Here is a 17625-nt window from a genome sequence, read left to right as displayed (position 1 = left end):
GAGGCTGTGACCAGTGTTCCGACCAGCGCCGGCCCGCCGGCCCGCCGGCCCGTCGTCGGCCCCGTCGTAGGCCCCGTCGTAGGCATGGTGGGGGCCGGCCAGCTCGCCCGGATGACCCAGCAGGCCGCCATCGCGCTCGGCGTCGACCTGCGCGTCCTGGCCGCCGCCCCGGACGAGAGCGCCGCCCGGGTGATCCGCGACGTGCGGATCGGCCACCACACCGACCTCGACGCCCTGCGCGCCTTCGCCGCCGGGTGCGACGCGGTCACCTTCGACCACGAGCACGTGCCGACCGGCCATGTGGAGGCCCTGGCCGCCGCCGGTGTCGCGGTGCGTCCCGGCGCGGCGGCCCTCGTCCACGCCCAGGACAAGGCCGTCATGCGCGAGCGCCTCGGCGCCGCCGGGGTGCCCTGCCCGGCCTGGGCCCGGGTCGCCTCCGCCGCCGACCTCAAGGAGTTCGGCGAGGAGCACGGCTGGCCGGTGGTGCTCAAGGCGGTGCGCGGCGGCTACGACGGCCGCGGCGTGTGGGTCTGCGACTCGGCCGAGCAGGCCGCCGAGGTGCTCGGCTCGGGCGTCGAGCTGATGGCCGAGGCGTTCGTGCCCTTCGAGCGCGAGCTGGCCGTCCTGGTGGCCCGCTCGCCGCACGGCCAGGGCGTCAGTTACCCGGTGGTGGAGACCGTCCAGCGCGACGGCATCTGCGTCGAGGTGATCGCCCCGGCCCCCGGGCTGGACCCCGAGCACGCCGCCCGGGCACAGCACATCGCCCTCAAGGTCGCCACCGAGCTCGGCGTGACCGGGCTGCTCGCCGTGGAGATGTTCCAGCTCCCCGGCGGCCGGGTCGTGGTCAACGAGCTGGCGATGCGCCCGCACAACAGCGGCCACTGGACCATCGAGGGCGCGCGCACCTCCCAGTTCGAGCAGCACCTGCGGGCGGTCCTCGACCTGCCGCTCGGCTCGCCGTCCCCGGTCGCGCCGGTCGCCGTCATGGCGAACGTCCTCGGTGGCGCCGATCCGGACGTCTTCGCCCGCTACGAGCACGTCATGGCGCACGATCCGGGGGTCAAGGTGCACTTTTACGGCAAGGAGGTGCGCCCCGGCCGCAAGATCGGGCACGTCACCGCGCTCGGCACCGACCTGGCCGAGGTCCGCGCCCGGGCCCGGCACGCCGCCGTCCACCTGGCCACCGGGGAGTACGTGTGATGAGCGCCGCCACGCCGCTGGTCGGCCTCGTCATGGGCAGCGACTCCGACTGGCCGGTCATGCGGCTCGCCGCCGAGGCGCTCGCCGAGTTCGACGTGCCCTTCGAGGCGGACGTGGTGTCGGCGCACCGGATGCCGCAGGAGATGATCGCCTACGGCGAGAACGCGGCCGGGCGCGGGCTGCGGGTGATCATCGCCGGTGCCGGCGGCGCGGCGCACCTGCCGGGCATGCTCGCCGCGGTGACCCCGCTGCCGGTGATCGGCGTCCCGGTGCCGCTGAAGTACCTCGACGGCATGGACTCGCTGCTGTCCATCGTGCAGATGCCGGCCGGGGTGCCGGTCGCGACGGTGGCGGTCGGCGGGGCCCGCAACGCCGGGCTGCTCGCCGTGCGGGTGCTGGCCGCCGCCGACGCGGGGCTACGCGACCGGATGGCCGCCTTCCAGGCCGCGCTGCGCGACCAGGCGCACGCCAAGGGCGAGCGGCTGCGCGCCGAGGCCGCCACCCTGGCCGCCGCCCGGGACTGAGCGAGCGCCGGCCAGCCGGCGCTCGGCCGGGCGCCGGCGGCACGCGGGTCGCCGGGGCTCCGCCAGGCGGTCACCCGCCGGTCGCCGGATCTCCGGCGCGCGGCCTCAGCCCGGTGGCGCGCACCTGGCGTGGATCAGCCGGAGCGCCTCCAGAAGCTCGGGCGGGCCGGCCACCTCGAACGGCGCGTCCAGCATGAGCAGGTGCAGGGCCAGCCGGTAGGGGGTGTCCGCGCCGGCGTGCACCACGCAGGTCTCCTCGTCCACCGGCTCCACCAGCACCGACGCCGGGACCCGCGCGGTGATGACCGCGGCCGGGGCCCGCACGGTGACCCGCGCTCGGTGGTGGGACAGCGCCGCGTCCACCCCGCGCGGCACCAGGTCGTCGGCGGGCGGCTCGCGCGGGACGAACCGCGGCCCCGGCGGCGTGCGCGGGCTCATCCGGTCCACCCGGAAGGCCCGCCAGCCGTCCCGGTGCACGTCCCAGGCGACCAGGTACCAGCGGCGGCCGGTGTGCACCAGCCGGTACGGTTCGGCGTCGCGCGCCTGTTCGGTGCCGGCGTGGTCGCGGTAGTCGAACCGCAGCCGGCGCCGGTCGCGGCAGGCGGTCGCGACGGCGGTGAGGGTCGCCGCGTCCACCACGGGGCCGCCGGCCGGCAGCGGGACGGTGTACCGGTGCAGGGCCGCCACCCGGTGGCGCAGCCGGGCGGGCAGCACCTGCTCCAGCTTGGCCAGCGCGCGCACCGAACTCTCCTCGATGCCCGCCACGGTGCCGTGCGCCGCGGTACGCAGGCCGACGGCGACCGCGACCGCCTCGTCGTCCTCCAGCAGCAGCGGCGGCAGGGACGTGCCCGCGCCGAGCCGGTAGCCGCCGGTGATCCCCGGCTCGCCGTGGATGGGGTAGCCCAGCTCGCGCAGCCGGCCGATGTCGTAGCGGACGGTCCGGCGGCTCACCTTGAGCCGCTCGGCGAGCTGCGGCCCGGTCCACCCCGGCCTGGACTGCAGCAGCGACAGCAGGCGCAGCAGGCGCGCCGAGGTCTCCAGCATGTTCTCCAGCATGCCGCCGGATGCGGCAAGAAGTTTGCCGCATCGGATGTGAGAGTGTGGTCATGAGCAACGAGATCCGCCCGTTCACCATCGACATCCCGCAGGCCGACCTGGACGACCTGCGCGAGCGGCTGGCGCGTACCCGCCTCCCCGCCGAGGTTCCGGGGGCCGGCTGGGCGCGCGGCGTGCCCGTCGACCACCTGAAGGAGCTGGTGGCGCACTGGGGCACCACCTACGACTGGCGCGCGCACGAGGCCCGGATCAACGCCTTCCCGCAGTTCGTCACCACCATCGACGGGCAGGACATCCATTTCCTGCACGTCCGCTCGCCCGAGCCGGACGCGCTGCCGCTGGTACTGACGCACGGCTGGCCCGGCTCGATCGTGGAGTTCCTGGACGTCATCCGCCCGCTGGCGGATCCCCGGTCCTGCGGCGCCGATCCGGCGGACGCCTTCCACCTGGTGATCCCCTCCCTGCCCGGGTACGGCTTCTCCGGGCCGCTGCGCGAGGGCGGCTGGGAGCTGCGCCGCATCGCCCGGGCGTGGGCGGTGCTGATGGACCGGCTGGGCTACCGGCGCTACGGCGCGCAGGGCGGCGACTGGGGGTCGGGCGTGTCCCGCCAGCTGGGGCTGGCCGACGCCGAGCACGTCGCCGGCGTGCACCTCAACTACCTGCTGACCTTCCCGTCCGGCCGGCCGGGCGAGCTGGAGGGCCTGGACGACGCCGACCGCGAGCGGCTGGCCGGCCTGGACCGGTTCCAGAACGAGATGGCCGGCTACCTGCGGATCCAGGCGACCCGCCCGCAGACCCTCGCCTACGGGCTGGCCGACTCGCCGGTGGGGCAGCTGGCGTGGATCGCCGAGAAGTTCCACGAGTGGACCGACCAGGACATCGACCGCGATCTGCTGCTGACCAACGTGATGATCTATTGGCTGACCAACACGGGCGGGTCGTCGGCGCAGCTGTACTGGGAGTTCATGCACGCGTGGGGCCGGCCCGAGCGGTCGGAGACCCCGACCGGGGTCGCGGTGTTCCCCCGCGAGCTCGCGCTGCCGGTCCGCCGGCTCGCCGAGCGCACCGACAACATCGTGCACTGGAGCGAGTTCGACCGCGGCGGCCACTTCGCGGCCCTGGAGCAGCCGGAGGCGCTGGTCGGCGACATCCGCGCGTTCTTCCGCACGCTGCGGTAGCCGGGGCCCGGCCGCGAGCCACCGGAGGCGCCGGCCCCCGGTGGCCCGGTCGCGTCGAGACGTTCGATCGGGACGCGCGGGGCGATCATCGCCGGCCCCGGTCGCCCTGGTCGCCCGGTCACGTCCCCGGCGAACCGGTCCTTTCACTGCTGCGCGGCCGGACTCCGGGACGCCGCCGGGGTCCGGCCGGTGCGGTCAGGGGCGGCCGAGGGCGCGGTAGTGCCAGCCCGCGGCCCGCCAAACCTCGGCGTCCAGCGCGTTGCGGCCGTCGACCATCCGGCGGCGGGCGACGACCTGGCCCAGGGCCTCGGGGTCGAGGTCGACGAACTCCTGCCACTCGGTCAGCAGCAGGACGACGTGCGCTCCCCGGGCCGCGTCCAGCGCCGACTCGGCGTAGCCGAGGTCGGGGTGGGCCCGCCGGACGTTGTCCAGCGCCACCGGGTCGTACACGGTGACCTGGCCGCCCTGCCGGCCGATGGTGACCGCCACGTCCAGCGCGGGGGAGTCGCGGATGTCGTCGGAGTTCGGCTTGAAGGCCGCGCCGAGCACGCCGACCGTGCAGCCGCGGAAGGAGCCGCCGGCCAGCTCGCGCGCCAGGTCCACCATCCGGGCGCGGCGCCGCATGTTGATCGCGTCCACCTCGCGCAGGAAGGTGAGCGCCTGGTCGGCGCCCAGCTCCCCGGCCCGGGCCATGAAGGCGCGGATGTCCTTGGGCAGGCAGCCGCCGCCGAAGCCGAGGCCCGGGTTGAGGAACCGGCCGCCGATGCGGTCGTCGAAGGAGAGCGCCAGCGAGAGGTCCTTGACGTCGGCGTGCGCCGTCTCGCAGACCTCGGCCATCGCGTTGATGAAAGAGATCTTGGTGGCCAGGAAGGCGTTGGCGGCGACCTTCACCAGCTCGGCGGTGGGGTAGTCGGTGATGACGACCGGGACCCCCTCGGCCAGCATCGGCTGGTAGACCTCGCGCATCACCTTCTCCGCCTTGTCCGACACCACGCCGAGCACGATGCGGTCGGGGTGCAGGGTGTCCTGGACGGCGAAACCCTCGCGCAGGAACTCGGGGTTCCAGGCCAGCTCCACCAGCTCGCGGGCCGGCGCCAGCTCGGCCAGCTTGTCGGCCAGCCGCTGCGCGGTGCCGACCGGCACCGTGGACTTGCCGACGATCAGGCACTCGCGGTCGAGGTGCGGCGCCAGCGACTCGATCACCGCGTCCAGGTAGGAGGTGTCGGCGGCGTACTCGCCGCGCTTCTGCGGCGTGCCCACGCACACGAAGTGGACGTCGCCGAACTCGGCCGCCTCCTGGTAGGAGGTGGTGAACCGCAGCCGGCCGGAGGCCAGCCCCTGCTGGAGCAAGTCCTCCAGGCCCGGTTCGTAGATCGGCAGCTCGCCGGCCTGCAACCGCGCTATCTTCGCGGCGTCCACGTCCAGGCCCAGCACTTCGAAGCCCAGTGCGGCCATGCACGCCGCGTGCGTGGCACCCAGGTAGCCGGTCCCCAGGACCGTCAGGCGGTAGGGCACGAGCGCGCTCCTTCCATCTCGGCTGTCGATCCAATCTTTGCCGTTGTGTTGCCGAGGCATGCTACCGGCCCCACGACACCCGGCAACCCGACAAATCGGACCCTACGCAGGGGTGCTGACGATATACCCTCGGCGCGACGGCATATTGTTGGACGTCCTAGTATCTGGTTATGAGCTTCCCTCTCTACGCGCCCGCCGAAGAGCACCAGATGCTGCGCGAGACCGTGCGGGCCCTCGCCGACGAGAAGATCGCGCCGCACGCCGCCGAGGTCGACGAGACCGGCGAGTTCCCGTGGGACGCGTACAAGGCGCTCACCGCCGCCGACCTGCACGCCGTGCACGTCCCCGAGGAGTACGGCGGGGCCGGCGCCGACGCGCTGGCCGCGGTGATCGTCATCGAGGAGGTGGCCCGGGCCTGCGCGTCCAGCTCGCTGATCCCGGCCGTCAACAAGCTCGGCACCGTGCCGCTGCTGCTGTCGGCCTCCGACGACCTCAAGCGGCGCTACCTGGCCCCGGTGGCCCGCGGCGAGGGCATGTTCTCCTACGCCCTGTCGGAGGCGGAGGCCGGCTCGGACGCCGCCGCCATGAAGACGCGCGCGGTGCGCGACGGCGACCACTACGTGCTGAACGGCAGCAAGATGTGGATCACCAACGCCGGCATCTCGGAGTTCTACACCGTGATGGCGGTCACCGACCCCGAGGCGGGCGCCCGCGGCATCTCGGCGTTCGTGGTCGAGAAGGGCGACGAGGGCGTGAGCTTCGGCCCCAAGGAGAAGAAGCTCGGCATCAAGGGCTCGCCCACTCGCCAGGTCATCCTGGAGAACGTGCGTATCCCGGCCGACCGGATGATCGGCCCGGAGGGCACCGGCTTCAAGACCGCGCTGGCCACCCTGGACCACACCCGGATCACCATCGCCGCGCAGGCCCTCGGCATCGCCCAGGGCGCGCTCGACTACGCCGTCGGCTACGTCAAGGAGCGCCGGCAGTTCGGCAAGCCCATCGCCGAGTTCCAGGGCCTGCAGTTCATGATCGCCGACATGGCGATGAAGCTGGAGGCCGCCCGCCAGCTCACCTACGCCGCCGCCGCCAAGTCCGAGGCCGCCATGCAGGGCGAGAAGGTCGCCGACCTGACCTTCTTCTCCAGCGCCGCCAAGTGCGCCGCCTCCGACGCCGCCATGGAGATCACCACCGACGCCGTCCAGCTGCTCGGCGGCTACGGCTACACCCGCGACTACCCGGTCGAGCGCATGATGCGCGACGCCAAGATCACCCAGATCTACGAGGGCACCAACCAGATCCAGCGCATGGTCATGGCCCGCCAGCTCCTCAAGTAGGCATTGACCAGCAGAAACCCCGCCTCACCCGTGTGGCGAGGCGGGGCCTGTCGGGTCGAGACAACCGCTTCAAAGGCACTTGTTCCGTGGCTGTTCCGTCATAGATGCCCCCGGATCTACCCCAGCGGTCGTACTCGTCCATGCTGGATGAGAAGCCCGTCCATCAGACGAGCTGCCGCGTCACCTCGCGTCGGTTGCCCAGGCTGAGCAACAGCAGCAACTCTGGAAAGTCAATGCCGTGGAAAAGATCCAGCGCATTCTAGTGAGCGAGGCCGCGGATACCATCCGAGCAGAGTGATGGCGGCAGATGATGTTCCTTCTCTTGGTGTGCTAGCTTCGATCATTATTGGGTAGCAATAAACCTCCTCGTCCCTGATGCACACGCACATGCAAATGATGCTGGTGGTGCTGGCGGAACGCCACCAAGACGAAGAGCCGCAGAACAACCGACATGACGGTGGGATGACCTCAGCGCGGCGGGTGCGGTGTGATGCCTTCAAACTGCTGTCGGCCGAACGCCGCCGACTGGGCACCCGCGCGGGGTACAGGACTGTACGGTTACTGGACAGACCCGCCACCCGGATGGACGCGAAAGATCGAGGCTAGATCATCATACGGTGTGACGTTCTGTCACAATGAAGGACGTACCAGCGAGCGCCGTCCCTACCGGGGTATTAGCCCAAGCTTCGAGCAGTTTTGGCTCGTTCTCGCTGCGGTCCAGCAGGTTAACGATATCAGCTACTGTGGGCGGCACCGGGCAGGCGCAGGTAAGCAGGGTGTGGCCCGTGAAGCTGTCGTCCTGCGGTTCATCCGGCACCCAGTGTCCGATATCCACGCGCCAAACATCGGCGTCATCGCCCGGTTGGGGGAGGTTCACGGTCAGATAGTGATCATTGGCTCTGTCCGGCTCATGAAAGATCTCGAACTCCGATTCCAGGAATCCGGGAGTGGCGTGGCACTGCAGATATGCCGTGGCCAGCACTCGGAGATCGGCGATCGCCCGCTCGCGCTGCTCTGCGGTAATCCCCTCCTCGCGACGGTCCATGAATTCGCGGCTCATGCCGGCGAGGTCGGGCATCCCGCCGTCGAAGAGCACGAACGGAAATGTGGAGTCCCAACGGCGCCGGGTCTCCGACTCCGGCCAATCCTTCCCGGCATAGTAGGCCAGTTCACCTCGCAGCTCGTGCGCTTCCTCCTCGAGCTCCGCTGTGATCGCCTTCCCGACAGGCGCGGGCACCTTCGCCAGGGCATCGTCCAGGTCAGCTAGCGCCCCATGCAGCAGCAGCTTCACGTGTTCGTACCACAGGCTGTGCGTGCCGGTGAGCAGGGCCGCGCGAGCGCCGGCGTCGGTCAACGCCACCAGGTGCTCACTGGGGTAGTGGCGGATCTTGCCGTCACGAGTGTCACGGACGCTTACGGGAATGGTGGCCAGGGCGGAGATGCGGTTGAGAGCGTTAACGATCGGTGCCGCGAGGTCGCTGCTGGCCAAGCTTGTGACGGTTGTGGATGTGGTTCCCGCCGCTCCTTCATAGGTCGCGAGGATCTGAATCTTCCCGCGATTCGGGTGCTGGGAGTAGATGGTCATGGCGAAGCCTTTCGGCTGACTCGCGCCCCTTGCGGAGGTGCGTTGTCAGCAGGAATGCAGATAGGACGGAGGCGGTGGCGAGCGCGTTCCCACGCTTCATGCCTCAAAGAGGTTCGGTGGTGGCTCAGGCGCGATCCCGAACTCCGTACCTGGAGCAGAACATAAGGCATCACGGAGACGATGGCAACTGGAACGATCAACAGCCTCCGGGCTGGCGTCGATGGCTCGATGGCCGGACGTGACCCCGGTCGGGGAGATCGGTACGGATCCGGGCAAGGACCCGCACGCCCCAGGCCGCCTGCCCGCAGTGCGCGATGGTCTCTCGGCGGGGGGACAGCAGCCATGAGCGGCGAGTGTGTGACACCGCGGTCGGCGGCCAGGAGACGGTGCTGCACCTGCGGGTGCGGCGATTTCGGTGCGGCAACGACGACTGCGGCAAGCGAACCTTCGCCGAGCAGGTCCCCGGACTGACCGTCCGCTACGGACGCTACAGCACCCCGCTTCGCACGTTGCTGCAGACGATCGGCCTGGCGTGAGCGGCAGGGCCGGTGCCCGGCTCACCTGCCGCCTGGCCGCGGCGGTGAACCGCATGCTCTCCTCGGCGTCGGGATTCGCCTTGTCCTGGCAGGAATCCTGAACGATCGCCGTTCCGTCCTGGGCGATCAGCTTTGGCCGTTCCCGGTCACCGCACCAGGTGACGTCGTCCGCTGAACGCGGTCCGGCGACCAGCGAGGTCGACCCGTCACACGACGTCGATCCGCAGGTCGCCGTGTCGCTGAGCGGCCGGACTCGCGCGGGCCGCGTGCAACTTTCAGGCTGTTGCGCTGAACCGTGGCCGGGCCGGTACCGAGCCGGTACCGAGCTGGCGAGGCTTGACCAGGAGACGCGCCTAGTCGGCGGGCCGAGCCTTCCTGCTACCGCTTGGCCGGCCGTCCGCCGCGCGACCGCCGTGCCTTGACCGGGGTGAGCCATCGGGTCAGGCTCCTCGATTGTTGACCGATGGATCAGTTGACGGGAGCGTCGATGATGGGTGCTCAACGGCGGCGGAGGCCGCGACCGGCCGCGACGCTCGGCGTGGCGGTGTCCTTGGTGGCGGGGATACTTACCGTCCAGGCGGCCCAGGATCCGGCGGTGGCCGCGGCGGGTCCCACGCTGTCGGTGGACCTGTCCGCCGGCCGGCACGCCATCAGTCCGGACATCTACGGCATGAACGGCGCCGATCCGGCGTTCGCCGCCGAGATCGGCCTGCCGGTGGCGCGCTGGGGCGGCAACGCGAGCACGCGGTACAACTTCAAGAACCACACCTACAACACGGGCAGCGACTGGTACTTCGAGAACATCGTCGCCGGGCCCGACAAGACGGTCGAGGCGTTCGTCCAGACCAACCGGGACCGCGGCACCAAGCAGGTCGTCACCGTGCCGATGAGCGGCTGGGTGGCCAAGGACTCGCCCGACCAGCACCCGTTCGCCTGCGGGTTCCCCTCCAGCCGGTTCCCCGAGCAGGACTCATTCGACCAGTGGGACCCCGGCTGCGGCAACGGCAGGCTGAACAACGCGAACCTCACCGGGGCGGTGCCCGAGGACACCTCGATCCCGGCGGACGCCTCGTTCGACGGCGAGATGGTGTCGCATCTGGTGAGCCGGTTCGGCAAGGCGGCGCGCGGCGGCGTGTCGATCTACGAGCTCGACAACGAGCCGGTGTTGTGGAACTCCACGCACCGCGACGTGCACCCCGAGCCGGTCTCCTACGACGAGCTGGGTGGCAAGGCCACCGCGACCGCCGCGGCCATCAAGGCCGCCGACCCGAGCGCGGCGGTGCTGGGCCCGTCCGGCTGGGGATACTGCGAGTGGGTCGCGTCCGGGGTGGACGGCTGCGCGCCGGGCGCCGACGCGGCCGCGCACGGGGGGCTCAACCTGTCGCAGTGGTGGCTGAAGAACATGAAGGACTACAGCGACGCGCACGGCGGCAAGCGCATGCTCGACTACTTCGACCAGCACTACTACCCGCAGATCAACGGTGGGAAGGACCCCGAGTCCAACGCGTGGCGGCTGCGCTCCACCCGTTCGCTCTGGGACCCGACGTACGTCGAGGAGTCCTGGATCGGGCCCACCGGCGTGAACGCGCCGCCGCTGCAGTTCATCCGCACGATGAAGCAGTGGATCGCCCAGTACTACCCCGGCACCAAGACGGCGATCACCGAGTACAACTGGGGCGCGCTGGACGACATCAACGGCGCCCTGGCGCAGGCCGACGTGCTCGGCATCTTCGGGCGGGAGGGCCTGGACCTCGCCACCATCTGGGGTGAACCCCAGCCGGCGCAGCCCGGCGCCTACGCGTTCCGGATGTACCGCAACTACGACGGGGCCGGGAGCCGGTTCGGTGACGTGAGCGTGTCGGCCACCAGCAGCGATCAAGGGCAGCTGGCGGTGTACGGGGCGCAGCGCTCCCGCGACAAGGCGCTGACCCTGATGGTCATCAACAAGACCGGCGGCGAGCTGACCGCGCCGCTGTCGATCGCCGGGCTGCGCGGCGACGCCAAGGCACAACGGTTCACCTACAGCGCGGCCGATCTGACCTCGATCGTGCGCGGTGCCGATCTCCGGGTGCATCGGGGCCGGGTCGACGCGGCGTACCCGGCGAACTCGATCACCTTGCTGGTCCTGCCGGCGCATCGGCGTTGACGGTTCCCGGGAGGGAGCGACCCTGGCCGGCCGCCCCCTCCCGGCCTGGACGTCACGCGAGTGTTCGACCGGCTCGCCGCCGGCCATGCCTGCACCGGCCGACACCCCGCCCGCGTCGCCCGGCCAGGGCGACGCGACCTCGGGCTTCCAGCCGGCGCCCTGACAGCACCGGACGTGGTGGAGACCTTCTCGCGACGCCACCAGCTTGACCTTGACACGGTGACAAGGCCTTCACTGCTGCCAAGGAGGTGGTCCCCGGTGCGATCCGCGATGACCATGATCTACAAGTCCGAGGCCGGTGAACGCGAGCTCCGCGACCACTACCGGCAGGTGCTGGCGACCTGGCCGGTTCCCGCCGAGCACCTACGGGTGCCGACGCGCGAGGGCGAGACCTTCGTGCTGGCCTGCGGCCCGACGGACGCGCCGCCCCTGGTGCTGCTGCACGGCGCGGGCGCGAACACCTCGATGTGGCGAGAAGACGTCGCCACCTGGTCGCAGCACTTCCGCACCTACGCCGTCGACCTCGTCGGCGAGCCGGGCATGAGCGCGCCCTCGCGCCCCGCCCTGGACTCCGATGCGGTATCCCGCTGGCTGGACGACGTACAGGAAGGACTCCAGATCGCCGAGGCCGCGTTCGTCGGCACGTCGCTGGGCGGCTGGACGGCCCTGGACCACGCCATCCGCCGTCCGGAGCGAGTGACCCGCCTGGTGCTGATGTGCCCTGGCGGCGTGGGACGGCAGAAGGTCGGCTGGATCTTCAAGGCCCTGCTGGCCCGCCCGTTCCGGCGCGACGGAGTACGCCGGTCGGCGATGGCCGTCGCAGGACTGGACGCGGACGAGCACCGGCAGGCGCTCGACGCCGTCGTCCTGACCTTCACCCACTTCAACCCGCGCCGGGAGAAGCTCCCGGTATTCGCCGATGAGGCGTTGCGCGACCTCACCATGCCCGTGCTCGTCATCGTCGGTGGCCGCGACGCCATGTTCGACTCCCACCAGACCGCCCGCCGGGTCGCTGAGTGCGTGCCGCACTCGACGGTGATGCTGCTCCCCGACGCCGGTCACGCCATCTTCGGCCAGGCCGAGCCGATCGCCGTGTTCCTGCGGGCCTGAGACGAAGACGGCGGCGAAGACGTCTCGCCGCCGAGATCGCCCCGGGCCGGTCCGGCCTCGGGAAGGCGCTGTACTCCGAGGCCGGACCTGGCCGGCCGGCACCTAGGCGACGTCCGGCCGGGTCGTCAGCGGCGACCGCAGGTGCACCATCAGGTCGAGGTTGCTCAGCGGGGGGATGTTCCACGTCGCCGTCGCGGTCCCGGCGCGGGCGTCGACCACCAGCCGGACCCGGTGCGGCGAGGTGATGACGTAGAGGTCGGCGACGAACGTGTCGCCCTGCCAGCCGCCCGTCGCGACGACCGGGCGGCCGAGCGGTGAGCCTTCCCGCCATTCGCCGTGGCCCACCTCGACGGTGAGAAACGACCCGAACCGCACCGCCCAGCCGCCGGCCACCGGATCGATCACGACGGTGGTCCCGCCGGGCAGCGCGGAATCCTCGGCCGAGGCGTCGAGTGTCGCCTTGGCCGAACGCCCCGGGTCGGCCGTCCCCGGGACCGGCGGCAATGACAGCCGGCGCAGCCGGTCGGCGAGGATCTCGTCGTCGCGGGCGTCGTCCGGCCGGTCCAGGCCGGGCAGCAGGCACTCCCAGATCGCGTCGTGCATGGCCTGCACCTCCGTGGTGGCGGAGGTCACCGCGATCACCAGGTCGTGCGCCGGGACGACCAGGCATTTCTGGCCGTAGGCGCCGTCGGCGTGGTAGCCGTGCCGTGACATCCAGAACTGGTACCCGTACCCCTGGAGGAAGTCGGCCTTCTCCGAGCCGTCCTCGTCCGGCAGGGTGCCGATGTGCCGGCGGGTGGCCAGCTCCACCCAGTCACGCGGGACGAGCTGCCGGTCGCCCCAGCGGCCCCCGTGCCGTAGCAGCTCCCCGAACGCGGCGACGGCCTCGGTGGTGAGGTGCAGGCCGTGGAACCCGAAGACCTCGCCGCTGGCCACCCGGTCCCATTCGGCGTGGCCGATGCCCATCGGCCGGAAGAGGCGCTCGTCGAGCAACTGCGGCAGGGGGCGACCGGTGACCCGCTCCACCATCCGGGCCACCAGGAACGTGGTCGCGTTGTCGTAGGCGTGCCGGGTGCCCTCGCGCTCGGGGAACGGCACGCGCAGGAAGCCCTTCACCAGGTCGCCCGGCTCCAGTGCCCAGGCGTCGGCCAGGCTGTCGGTGCGGTGCCCGGCCGTCATGGACAGCAGGTGGTGCAGGGTGAGGCGGCGTCCCTGCTCGGAGATGTCGTCTGGAACGTGCTCGGGCAGCACGTCCACCACCCGGTCGTCCAATGAGAGCAGCCCGTCGGCGATCGCCAGGCCCGCGGCGATCGAGGTGAACGACTTGGTCACCGAGTAGAGCAGGTGCGGGCGCCCGGTCGAGTACGGCGCCCACCACCCCTCGGCGACGACCTGACCGCGCCGGACGATCATGATCGAGTGACACTCGATGGACCGCGCCTCCAGCCGGTCCAGCAACGCGGCGATCGCCCGCGACGACACCCCCGAGGTGGCCGGAGTCGAACGCGGCAGCAGATCGCGATGGGAAGACATCCCGGCACTGTAGCCAACCCCCGAGGAGCCCTACGACCGCATTTCGCGGTCGCCGTTCGCGCTGCGGGCCGAGTCGAGGGCAGGGGCGGGGTTCAGCCGTCGACGCGTTCGTGGCGGACCGGTTGACCGCTGGATGATCTGAAAGCGTGCGCGACCCGTCAGATCGGAATGTGGTCGGCGATGATCTGGGACCAGCGCCGGTAGCCGGCCGCCGAAAGATGGAATCGGTCCGTTGCGAAGAAATGCCGCGGCGGGATTTCGGTCATCGTGACCCAGGTCGTGCTCGGGCGCGTCCGGCAGATGTCGCGCGAGGCCTTGTCGAGTGCCTCAGCGCGCGCGGTCAACACCCGGCCGAGGGCCGGCGGGATCGACGGAAACAGTGCGAAGGGCGGGGTGCCGGCCACGATCACATGGCCGGAGCGCGCCGAGAGATCGTCGACGATGGCCGCCAGGTCCGCGGCCCACTCGTCGGGGAGCCGGCCGCCCATGACGTCGTTGCCGCCGGCCAGGAGGACGGCCGCATCGAGATCCTCGCCGATCTCCGACAGCAGCCGATAGCGGATACGGCGCGCGGTGGCGCCGAACTGGCCGACCACCTGCCACCGCACCGGCCGCCGCGTGCGCGAGGCCAGTTCTCGGGCGAGCCACCCGGTGAAGCTCTCATCATGGGTGTCGACTCCGCACCCGGCCGCCGTGGAGTCACCGAGGACGGCGACACGCAAGGGCCGGCCCGCCATGGACGTTCCGGCCATGCCGGTGGTCGGCCCGGCCGCCGGCGGCGCCATCTTGATGGTGGCCTTGAGCCACAAGCCCTGCATCGCGGCGATGGGCCGGTCCAACGCCTTCATCATCGGCCCGACACCCCGCCGCGGGCCTCGTCCGCCTCGATCCGCGACGCCGCCTTGCGTAGTACGCCGGGCACGAGCCGGCGATGCAGGAGCGACAGCGGAGGCCAGAGCAGGTGCGCCGGCCGGCGGTCGTAGCGGAGAAATGTTCCCAGGGCCACGCTGTCACCGGTCGCCTGGACGACCAGGTCGGCAGCCAGGAACCAAGAGGTGGCCTCGAGCCGGATCCATCCGTCACCCCGCTCGCCGATCCGCCAGCCGGCCACGGTGTCCGCCGACACGGTCCGGCCGAGCCGCAGGCCCAGTAGGCCCCGCCACAGGAACAGCTCGACGGCGTCGGGCCTGTCCCCGAACATCACCCGGGCCCACCGTTCGGCCGTCGCGGCGGCGTCGGTCGGTAGCACGAAGTGGTCGGCATAGTCGATCCGAGACAGGGAACTGAGGGCCCGCACCGGCGCGGGCAGACGTTCGGTCCCTACGGTGCTGACGGCCGCGCCTACGCTCATAGGGACAGCTCCATTCGTGATATACGGTACCGTACATTGGCACGCTAGCAGAAATGTACGGTTGCGTATACAACAGGACGAGGTGAGACGCCGTGGGTGCCACCCGCACGCCCCGCGACCGGTGGATCGAGGAGGGCCTGCTGGTCCTGGCCGAGGGCGGCCCGGACGCCGTCCGGGTCGAGGTGCTCGCGAAGCGGCTCGGCGTCACCAAGGGCGGTTTCTACGGCTTCTTCGACGACCGTGACGCGCTGCTGCGCGCGATGCTCGACGTGTGGGAGCGCGAGAGCACGGACGAGGTGATCGCGCGCGTCCAGCGTGAGGGGGGCGACCCGCGCAGCCGGATCCAGCGGGCCGGCGTGCTCACGTTCTCGAGCAGCCGGTTGCTGCCGATCGACCTGGCGATCCGCAGCTGGGCGCGGCGCGACGAGGTGGTCGCCGAGCGGTTGCACGCGGTAGACAACCGGCGGATGGCGTTGCTGCGCCAGATGATCGGCACCTTCTGCTCGGACCCGGAGGAGATCGAGGCTCGCGCCCTGCTCGCCTTCTGCATGGCCATCGGCGTGCACTTCCTGGCCGCCGATCACCAGCAGCACACCCGGAGTGAAGTCGCGCAGCGTGCGCTCGACCTGTTGTTCGATCGCGCGCCCGGCTCCGCGGCGGCCGAAACGGGGGCACGCGAACCCTGACGGGGCCGCAGTGCTCGAAGAGTTCGGCGTCAGGCCGCCATTTCCCTGGTGACGCGGGACGCGAGGGGTTCGTTCACTGTCTTCCGCTTCCAGATCGGTGCTCCAGCGCAGATGAGGCCGATCAAGAACGGGTGAACGGCGCCGCGTTCGATGAGGCCGATGATGCCGACGGGGGTGTCGTCCGCGGTAAAGATCATCGCGAGGTAGAGCACCATTGAAAGCAGGCCGATCACGCCGACCGTGATCAGTGCTCGCCCCGTTCGCGGAGAGATGCCGATGCGCCGCCATCTGCTTCCGAGCACGATGACCAGCGCGTTCCCGCCGACGAAGCCGGCGAATGCTCCCATGCTGTGGTACTCACCGGTGCCGTTGTCGAGTGCCTCGCCAGATCCGGGGAACAGCGCCAGCAGGACGCCGCTGACGGCCAGCAGCGTCGCGGGGGCGAGCACGGCCCAACGGCGGCCGCCCGTCAGGTCGCGCAGTGTGGCCACTCCGGCCAGGATCGTGATCCCGAATAGGAGGAATCCGGCGTTCATCACCCAGGCCAGGGGCGAGTACATGTACTGCCCGAACAGAGTCGAGGGCCCGTGGACTCCGAGGTTGCTGATGAAATGGTGCGTGTAGCTGTAGGCGGGGTCGGTCCATGCTGCGGCGGCGACGAACTCCCCGAGCAGGAAGATCGCCGGCCCGGCGATGAGCAACGCTCCCGCCACTCGGCGCTGCGCGGGCAAGCGCACGCCGGAGGCAGGCATCTCGCGACTTTTAGGCCGTGAGTCCATTGCTTCGGACATGGTCGGGTCCCTTCTGGTGGCGGAATCGGCGGGAGGGCCCGCCGGAGATTGACGCGCCTTGCTTGTGCCTGCGACTCCCGATCGACGGCGGCGACCTTCGGGCGCGCCGGAGGGCGAGCGGCTGGGCTGAGACCTCATTGCCTAGGAGCCCGGTAACCGTCAACGAGTACGCCATGAGCGAGGATGCCTGACTTCACTCACTCACTAACTATATCGAGACTACTTTTACTGTCAATATACTTAGTGTTCGGGTGTAGGGTGTGCGCCATGGTGGATGCAGCGACGGCGGGCCGACGTGAGCGCAAGAAGGCGGCGACGCGGGCGGCGATACTGGAGGCGGCGACGACGCTTTTCCTCGCACGCGGCTTCGATGCGGTGACCGTGCGCGAGATCGCAGATGCGGCCGATGTGTCGCCCAAGACGGTCTTCACACACTTCCCGCACAAGGAAGCGCTGGTCTTCAGTGACGAAGGCGAGCGGCGCGACCACCTGGTCGCTGCGGTGAGTGGCCGCATGACGGGCACCTCGATCTCCGACGCGCTGAAGGCCCATTACCTCTCCGAAATCGCCGCGCTCAGATCCGAGCCGCAGAGCCGAATACTCGCTCTCATGGAGGAGACGCCGGCTCTGGTCGACTACGCGGAGAAGATGTGGTTGCGGCAGGAGGAAGCCTTGGCCGCGGCGATCACCCAGGAATTCGCGCTGGAGGAGCCAAGCGAAGAGATCCGGTTCTACGTCCGGTTTGCCCTGCAGATTCAGCTCATGGCCATCCGTGAGCCCGATCCGGCGGCGGCCATCGATGCGGGGTTCCACCTTCTCGATAAGGGGTGGGCGCCCTACGAGGCCGGAGGGCGACAAGCGCAGCCGCAAGGGTCGTGAGCCGCCGCCATCCGGGCAGCTGAGGACAGTCTCAAAGCCAGGGCCTCACGTCGCGGCGGCGCCCCGTCGGGCCCGCCGCTCCGGCGTCGGTCCTGCTTTCCAGCAGCAGGTGGCGGCCGAGGCGGTCGAGCTCTTGGACGGTCGGCAGGTCGCCTTCGCGGATGTAGGACAGCGGTGAGGATGTCGGGCAGGTCCGCGGTG

At 70.7% G+C, this 17625-nt stretch carries 16 protein-coding genes; 9 read left to right on the top strand and 7 right to left on the bottom strand.

What is annotated here, in order from left to right; translation table 11 throughout:
* Positions 1 to 6: 6 nt before the first annotated feature.
* Complete coding sequence (locus Sru01_RS02245; RefSeq protein WP_275412132.1) at positions 7 to 1200, top strand: 5-(carboxyamino)imidazole ribonucleotide synthase; 1194 nt, start codon at positions 7 to 9, stop codon at positions 1198 to 1200.
* Positions 1200 to 1724, top strand: a complete 525-nt coding sequence (purE, locus tag Sru01_RS02240; protein WP_203982124.1) for a 5-(carboxyamino)imidazole ribonucleotide mutase — start codon at positions 1200 to 1202, stop codon at positions 1722 to 1724. Before Sru01_RS02245 ends, purE begins: the two co-directional genes overlap by 1 nt.
* A 105-nt stretch (positions 1725 to 1829) precedes the next feature.
* Here the strand turns inward: purE and Sru01_RS02235 are convergent, their stop codons facing one another.
* The gene (locus tag Sru01_RS02235) at positions 1830 to 2768 is read right to left on the bottom strand and encodes a helix-turn-helix transcriptional regulator (RefSeq protein ID WP_203982152.1); all 939 of its coding nucleotides are present in this window, start codon (positions 2766 to 2768) and stop codon (positions 1830 to 1832) included.
* A gap of 62 nt (positions 2769 to 2830) precedes the next feature.
* Here Sru01_RS02235 and Sru01_RS02230 point away from each other — a divergent pair, with 62 nt between their 5' ends.
* Positions 2831 to 3958, top strand: coding sequence for an epoxide hydrolase family protein (locus tag Sru01_RS02230; protein WP_203982123.1), 1128 nt, complete (start codon positions 2831 to 2833; stop codon positions 3956 to 3958).
* 195 nt (positions 3959 to 4153) lie between these two features.
* Here Sru01_RS02230 and Sru01_RS02225 read toward each other — a convergent pair whose 3' ends face one another.
* Positions 4154 to 5473 (bottom strand): UDP-glucose dehydrogenase family protein, encoded by a 1320-nt coding sequence (locus Sru01_RS02225; RefSeq protein WP_203982122.1) that lies wholly within the window; start codon positions 5471 to 5473, stop codon positions 4154 to 4156.
* A gap of 170 nt (positions 5474 to 5643) precedes the next feature.
* Here Sru01_RS02225 and Sru01_RS02220 point away from each other — a divergent pair, with 170 nt between their 5' ends.
* Positions 5644 to 6807, top strand: coding sequence for an acyl-CoA dehydrogenase family protein (locus Sru01_RS02220; protein WP_203982121.1), 1164 nt, complete (start codon positions 5644 to 5646; stop codon positions 6805 to 6807).
* A gap of 610 nt (positions 6808 to 7417) precedes the next feature.
* Here Sru01_RS02220 and Sru01_RS02215 read toward each other — a convergent pair.
* Positions 7418 to 8392 (bottom strand): hypothetical protein, encoded by a 975-nt coding sequence (locus tag Sru01_RS02215; protein ID WP_203982120.1) that lies wholly within the window; start codon positions 8390 to 8392, stop codon positions 7418 to 7420.
* A gap of 266 nt (positions 8393 to 8658) precedes the next feature.
* On the opposite strand from Sru01_RS02215, the gene Sru01_RS02210 reads away from it, so the two are divergent.
* From Sru01_RS02210 to Sru01_RS02200, 3 genes are all read left to right on the top strand, one after another.
* Complete coding sequence (locus Sru01_RS02210) at positions 8659 to 8928, top strand: transposase family protein (RefSeq protein ID WP_275412133.1); 270 nt, start codon at positions 8659 to 8661, stop codon at positions 8926 to 8928.
* Between the two features lie 553 nt (positions 8929 to 9481).
* The gene (locus Sru01_RS02205) at positions 9482 to 11074 is read left to right on the top strand and encodes a glycoside hydrolase family 44 protein (protein WP_203982118.1); all 1593 of its coding nucleotides are present in this window, start codon (positions 9482 to 9484) and stop codon (positions 11072 to 11074) included.
* A 258-nt stretch (positions 11075 to 11332) separates the two neighbouring features.
* Positions 11333 to 12184: an alpha/beta fold hydrolase gene (locus Sru01_RS02200; protein ID WP_307811943.1), complete on the top strand. Its 852-nt coding sequence runs from the start codon at positions 11333 to 11335 to the stop codon at positions 12182 to 12184.
* Between the two features lie 102 nt (positions 12185 to 12286).
* Here the strand turns inward: Sru01_RS02200 and Sru01_RS02195 are convergent, their stop codons facing one another.
* From Sru01_RS02195 to Sru01_RS02185, 3 genes are all read right to left on the bottom strand, one after another.
* Entirely contained in the window at positions 12287 to 13717 is a 1431-nt protein-coding gene (locus tag Sru01_RS02195; RefSeq protein WP_203982117.1) for a serine hydrolase domain-containing protein, read from the bottom strand.
* Positions 13718 to 13875: 158 nt separating this feature from the next.
* Complete coding sequence (locus Sru01_RS02190; protein WP_203982116.1) at positions 13876 to 14568, bottom strand: SGNH/GDSL hydrolase family protein; 693 nt, start codon at positions 14566 to 14568, stop codon at positions 13876 to 13878.
* Positions 14565 to 15068, bottom strand: a complete 504-nt coding sequence (locus tag Sru01_RS02185) for a hypothetical protein (RefSeq protein ID WP_203982115.1) — start codon at positions 15066 to 15068, stop codon at positions 14565 to 14567. Before Sru01_RS02185 ends, Sru01_RS02190 begins: the two co-directional genes overlap by 4 nt.
* Positions 15069 to 15160: 92 nt before the next feature.
* Here Sru01_RS02185 and Sru01_RS02180 point away from each other — a divergent pair, with 92 nt between their 5' ends.
* Complete coding sequence (locus tag Sru01_RS02180) at positions 15161 to 15754, top strand: TetR/AcrR family transcriptional regulator (protein ID WP_203982114.1); 594 nt, start codon at positions 15161 to 15163, stop codon at positions 15752 to 15754.
* A 29-nt stretch (positions 15755 to 15783) separates the two neighbouring features.
* Here the strand turns inward: Sru01_RS02180 and Sru01_RS02175 are convergent, their stop codons facing one another.
* Positions 15784 to 16545 (bottom strand): DUF998 domain-containing protein, encoded by a 762-nt coding sequence (locus Sru01_RS02175; RefSeq protein WP_239136784.1) that lies wholly within the window; start codon positions 16543 to 16545, stop codon positions 15784 to 15786.
* 267 nt (positions 16546 to 16812) lie between these two features.
* On the opposite strand from Sru01_RS02175, the gene Sru01_RS02170 reads away from it, so the two are divergent.
* A complete protein-coding gene (locus Sru01_RS02170) occupies positions 16813 to 17424 on the top strand; it encodes a TetR/AcrR family transcriptional regulator (protein ID WP_203982113.1) in 612 nt (203 codons plus the stop codon).
* Positions 17425 to 17625: the final 201 nt, after the last annotated feature.

The organism is Sphaerisporangium rufum (genome assembly GCF_016863395.1).
GTDB lineage: Bacteria > Actinomycetota > Actinomycetes > Streptosporangiales > Streptosporangiaceae > Sphaerisporangium > Sphaerisporangium rufum.
This window is presented reverse-complemented; position numbering and strand designations above follow the sequence as displayed.

Coding starts and splice junctions, on each gene's coding strand:
- Sru01_RS02185 (WP_203982115.1), bottom strand. CDS start 15,068: ATGAGCGTAGGCGCGGCCGTCAGCACCGTAGGGACCGAACGTCTGCCC.
- Sru01_RS02175 (WP_239136784.1), bottom strand. CDS start 16,545: ATGTCCGAAGCAATGGACTCACGGCCTAAAAGTCGCGAGATGCCTGCC.
- Sru01_RS02215 (WP_203982120.1), bottom strand. CDS start 8,392: ATGACCATCTACTCCCAGCACCCGAATCGCGGGAAGATTCAGATCCTC.
- Sru01_RS02170 (WP_203982113.1), top strand. CDS start 16,813: ATGGTGGATGCAGCGACGGCGGGCCGACGTGAGCGCAAGAAGGCGGCG.
- Sru01_RS02195 (WP_203982117.1), bottom strand. CDS start 13,717: ATGTCTTCCCATCGCGATCTGCTGCCGCGTTCGACTCCGGCCACCTCG.
- Sru01_RS02190 (WP_203982116.1), bottom strand. CDS start 14,568: ATGATGAAGGCGTTGGACCGGCCCATCGCCGCGATGCAGGGCTTGTGG.
- Sru01_RS02230 (WP_203982123.1), top strand. CDS start 2,831: ATGAGCAACGAGATCCGCCCGTTCACCATCGACATCCCGCAGGCCGAC.
- Sru01_RS02235 (WP_203982152.1), bottom strand. CDS start 2,768: ATGCTGGAGACCTCGGCGCGCCTGCTGCGCCTGCTGTCGCTGCTGCAG.
- purE (WP_203982124.1), top strand. CDS start 1,200: ATGAGCGCCGCCACGCCGCTGGTCGGCCTCGTCATGGGCAGCGACTCC.
- Sru01_RS02220 (WP_203982121.1), top strand. CDS start 5,644: ATGAGCTTCCCTCTCTACGCGCCCGCCGAAGAGCACCAGATGCTGCGC.